We start from the raw sequence: 5,029 nt of genomic DNA on the forward strand, positions 1-5,029 counted from the left end.
CCACGAACCCCTGGCCCACCTCGGCACACGCGCTGTGCAGCCGGGCCCGCACCGTTCCGTCCTCAGCCAACTCCAGGCGGGCACGGGCGACGGAGGAGTCGTCCATGCCCTCCGAGAAGAGCAGGTTCTTGTAGGCCAGGGCGTAGCCGACCCCCCGACGGACCCGGCCCGGTTCGGCCGCGGCCGGTCGGCCGCCGGGCAACGCGGTCACCGCGACATTCGCCGGCATCGCCGGCGGAAGCGGACGCGAGGCCACCGCCTCGATGACCTCCCGCGCCGGCAGCGGTGCGCCCATCACCTGACCGGTGGGCAGCACATCCCCCGGTCGGACGGCATTGCGGACGCGCAGGCCCACCGGATCCATGCCGAGGGCGTCGGCCAGCCGATCCATCTGGGCCTCGTGACCGATGGTCACCTGCGGCACCCCGAACCCCCGCATGGCGCCGCACGGGGGGTTGTTGGTCCGCACGACGACTCCGTGCAGGTGGGCGTTCGGGACCCGGTACGGACCCGCGGCATGGGTGACCGCGTTCGCCAGCGCCGCCGGCGAGGACGACGCGTAGGCACCGCCGTCCAGCACCAGCCGCGCCCGCACGCTGACCAGGTTCCCGTCGGCGGTGGCGCTGTGCTGGAACCACATCCGGGCCGGATGCCGGTGCGGATGGCCCAGGAAGGACTCGACCCGGTCGTAGGCGATCCGCACCGGAAGCCCCGTAGCCCGGGCGAGCAGGGCGCCGTGGATCTGAAGGGTGACGTCCTCCCGGCCGCCGAAGGCACCCCCCACACCGGCCAGGGCGAGCCGGACGAGCTCCTCCGGGAGACCGAGGCAGGCCGCGATCTGCTCCCGGTCCGAATGCAGCCACTGGGTCGCCACCCGCATGTCCACTCCACCATCGGCGGCCGGCATCGCCAGGGCCGCCTCGGGAGCGAGAAACGCCTGGTCCTGCATCCCGACGAGGTAGTGGTCCTCGACCACCACCGGGCCGAGCGCGTCGGGATCGCCGTGGCGCAGCTCGATCTCGCGGTACAGGTTGCCCGCCGGATGCAGCGGCTCGGCATCCGGCTGCCATACCCGGTCGGGGTCGGTCGAAGGTGCCAGCGGCTCGTAGTCCACCTCGATCGCGGCGAGCGCCCGGCGCGCGGTCCGGACGTCGACCGCAGCCACGGCGGCGACCGGTTCCCCCGCGTACCGGACCTCGGTCGCGGCGAACACCGGCTGGTCGGCGACGATCAGCCCGTAGGTGGCCGTGCCGGGGACATCGGCGGCGGTCACCACCCCCACGACGCCGGGCAGCCGGCGCGCGGCGTCGACGTCGACGCGCCGGATCCGCGCCCGGGCATGGGGCGATCGCAGGGTGCGGGCATGCACCATCCCCGGAACACGCAGATCACCAACGTAGGAGAAGCTACCGGTCACCTTGTCCGGCCCGTCCGGACGACGCACCGGACGACCGATCCCCGGACTCATCGGCCCACCCCCCGGTGGGGCGGAGCAGGTGTATCCCCCGAAGGCAGGGTGCCCCGCTCAGCCTGCACTGTTCTGATGGCAGCGAGTATCCGGCCGTAACCGGTGCACCGGCAGATGTTGCCGGCCAACGATTCCCTGGTCTCCTCCTCGTCCGCATCCGGCCGCCGGGTGAGCAGGTCCGTCACCGCGACCACGAACCCTGGGGTGCAGAAGCCGCACTGCACGGCGCCCTCCTCGAGGAACGCCGCCCGCACGGCCCTGGCGGGTCCCGCCGTCCTCAGACCGGTAACGGTGATCACCTGGGCGTCGTCGGCGTCCGCGGCGAGCACCGTGCAGGACGCCACCAACCGGCCGTCCAGGAGAACGGAGCAGGCACCGCAGCGCCCCTGCTCGCACGCGTCCTTCACCGAGGTCACCCCGATGACGTCCCGCAGGACGGTGAGCAGGGAGTCCCCGATCCAGGCGCCGGCCACCGTGTGCAGGAAGCCGTCGACATGGAGGTGATACGGCGCGACGACACCGTCGTCCGGCCAGGACGACCCGGCCGGCGGTCCGGCCGGGACCTCCCCCGCGAAACGGGCGGTCATGGCCGGGCGTCCTGCCCGGCTCCAGGGTCCACCGGCGCCCCCGCGGCATCCAGGCATCGGGTGAACGCCCGGGCGGCCAGCACGCCGGCAGCATGCCGGCGGTAGTCGGCGGAGACCCGCGGACCCGCCGCGAGCTCCGGCCCGGCCCGCCAGACCGCTTCGCTCACCAGCTCACCGAACCGGCGGGCCGCCGACGAGGACGCAGCCCCTGCGGACCAGTCCACCTCGTCGTGTGCGAACCGCTCGGCGACGGTTATCCGGATCGGCAGCCGACCCCCCCCGATCGCGCAGGCCAGTCGATGGCGCATCCGGTCGACGAGGACGGCGCACGACACCAACGCCTGGTAGGCGGCCTGCCTGCCCCCGATCTTGAGATAGCTCTGCGGTCCGGCCGGCCGCGGCAGCCTTACCGCGGTGACCAGGGCGTCGGGGGCGAGCCCGTCGGCGAGGAACGCGGGCAGCGTCATCCGGCCGGGTCCGCGCGGCGAGGCCACGAGGATCTCGGCGTCCGCGGCGGTGAGGAAGGTGAGCAGGTCGCCGGTGGGACGTGCCGAGCCCAGCGCGCCATCGACCGTGCCGAGGTTGCGGACCTGCGCGGAACCGACCACTCGGGCGGCGAGGGCGAGGCCAGGCGACAGTGACCAGCCCGCGAGATCGGTGTAAGTCACGCCCGCACCGACGGTGAGCGAATCCGCCCCGGCGCCGCGGACCCGCAGTTCCAGAACCCGGCGCAGGGCGACCACCGCTCCCGGCCGACGCTCGCCGGACCGGAGAGCGGGGACGAGATCGGTGCCGCCGCCCAGCAGATCGACCGCCCTGCCGGCGTCACGGGCGGTGGCCAGCATCTCCACTGCCTCCCCTACCGTGCGTGGACGGAACATGACGGCCGTCGCACCGCTAGTCGTCACAGCGGCCTCCCCCGCCCGATCCGACCAGTGGTCCGACCAGTGGAAGGAAGCACGGGAGGGGACGACGCGGGAAGCCGGCCGGCGGCCCGGGGGTCGGGCAGGCAGGCGGACGAACGCTGCATGAGAACCGACCATAACGGCGGAAGGTTACGTGGATGTTCATCGAGACGGACGCTCAGTGACGTAGTTCTGATCTTGCTTGGCGGCGGCGTTCATCACCTCACCTGCGCTATCTCACCTGCGTTATCGCCAGCTTCCACCCGCACCGACCCAGGCCGACACCCCCACCATCACCCAGAGTTACCTTACCGATGCTGGCACGAACTGCGGAGAGGGAGGCGACAGGTTTGAGGTGGACATGTCAGGGCCGGGTGTAGAGGGCGCAGCCCCATCCGGCCAGCGTGCGCAGCGGGAACGGCAGCCGGCAGCCGAGATCGGCTGCGGCCGTGTCCACCGCGGCCAGCTCTCCCAGCACCGCCTCCCAGGGCGCGTCACTCATCACCCCGAGTAGGGGCAGCGCGCACGCCGCCCGCACCCAGCCCTGGTCGACCACCACATAGCCCCCGCCCATGCCCTCGATGGCCCGGGCGGCGGTCACCATGTCGTCGTCCCGTGCCCCGACGACGATCAGATGCCCCGGCGGCTCCGCCGTCGTGACCGCGAGCGCGCCCCGGGTCAGCCCGCACCCGCGGAGCATCCCGACGTCGATCTCGTCCGAGGAGCCGTCCCGACCGAAAATTGCGATCTTGAGAAGGTCCCGGGACGGATCGGCCACCGCCCAGCCGTCCCGCAGGGTGGGTTCCACCCGCACGGTACGGAGCCCACGCGGGCGGGAGAGGCCGGAGACCTGGCCCGTCCCGGTCATCCGCAACGCCCGCGCTGGTCCACCGACGGGCGGCGCCGTCCCCGGGTCGCGAGGGGGATCGACGCTCACCACGACCACACTGGCATCTTGCCGGTGGGACCGTCGCAGGCCGGGTGATGTGAAGGAGCCGGCGTGCAGGTTCGCCGGGAGTCGTGTCCGGCCGGTGGTCCAGGCGGGCGAGATGTCGAGGTTGTCGAACAGGGGTCGGCCGCATTCCGCGGCGATCCGGCCACCCGCCACCACCACGTCGGGCGGCGCGGTTCCGGCCAGGGAGGAGACGACCTGGAGATCGGCGAAGCGGGTGGGCGCGATCGACCCCAGGGTGGGTTCCAGATCGTGCCTGCGGGCGGGGAGCAGGGAGAACCGCCGGATGGCGTCGATCTGGCCCATCCCCCGACCGACCGCAAGTCGCACGTCGTGATCGAGATGCCCGATCGTGGCGAGCTCCGCGACCGATCTGGCCCTGCCCCGGACCGGCTCGGCCCCGCTGTCGGCCGCCCGCAGCAGACCGCCGGCCTCCGTGGCGGACGACTTGACGGGCGCCGCCCCTACCTGAGGACAGCGCGGTCAGCGCGGAGGCGGGCGGTATCGGAGGCACCTCGACGACCGGGGCGGCGGGCGTCCCGGTCCCGGGAACCTGCCCCGCTCGGACCAGCACCCGCAACGGGGTCGAGGATCCCGTCACCAGATCCACACCGCGCAGACCGCCCAGCGCGACCAGGACGGCCGGGTCGGTCACCAGGGTGGCGGTTCCCCGCGGGACGATCAGGCGAGCCAGTTCTCCCGGAGTGAGCAGCGTCTCCTCGACGCGCAGGCCGGCGTCGACATAGGCCGGCAGGACGAATCTGCCGGCGGCGTCGAGCGAGCGCCGACCCGCCAACGTTCCCGGCTTCGTGACTGCGGCAATGTAGCACCCCACGATCAGGATGTCCCGCGCGGCCACGGCACCGCTGTGGACGGCGACGACAAGCCCACCGCGTACGACGAGGTCGGCCTCCTCCTCACCCGCGGCCACCCGACGCAGTCGAGCGAGCTGTGCCTCGGACGGACGCAGCAGGTCCGCGCCGACCACGGGTACCTGCCCGGTCGGACCAGTAGCCGCCGCCGGATCACGCGGGTCGGCCGCGGGAGCGGTGGTGGAGGAGGTCGTGTTCGACGCCGCCGTGCGGGCCGGGGTCGCCGATCGGTGGGGCGTGGCAGA

The 5,029-nt window shown here is 73.1% G+C and carries 4 protein-coding genes; all 4 read right to left on the reverse strand.

Features of this window, described 5'->3' with window-relative positions; genetic code table 11:
* Window positions 1–1,468, reverse strand: a 1,468-nt coding sequence (gene pucD, locus ACY5KJ_RS13890; protein ID WP_462203534.1) for a xanthine dehydrogenase subunit D, incomplete at its 3' end; no start/stop codon positions are given.
* The gene (locus ACY5KJ_RS13895; RefSeq protein ID WP_462188509.1) at window positions 1,465–2,055 is read right to left on the reverse strand and encodes a (2Fe-2S)-binding protein; all 591 of its coding nucleotides are present in this window, start codon (window positions 2,053–2,055) and stop codon (window positions 1,465–1,467) included. The genes ACY5KJ_RS13895 and pucD, both read right to left, overlap by 4 nt.
* Complete coding sequence (locus tag ACY5KJ_RS13900; protein WP_462188511.1) at window positions 2,052–2,936, reverse strand: FAD binding domain-containing protein; 885 nt, start codon at window positions 2,934–2,936, stop codon at window positions 2,052–2,054. The genes ACY5KJ_RS13895 and ACY5KJ_RS13900 overlap by 4 nt, the downstream gene beginning before the upstream one ends.
* Before the next feature lie 388 nt (window positions 2,937–3,324).
* On the reverse strand, window positions 3,325–4,218 hold the full coding sequence (locus ACY5KJ_RS13905) for an adenine deaminase C-terminal domain-containing protein (protein WP_462203535.1): 894 nt from the start codon (window positions 4,216–4,218) through the stop codon (window positions 3,325–3,327).
* Between the last annotated feature and the right edge of the window lie 811 nt (window positions 4,219–5,029).

The organism is Frankia sp. CcWB3, assembly GCF_977927595.1.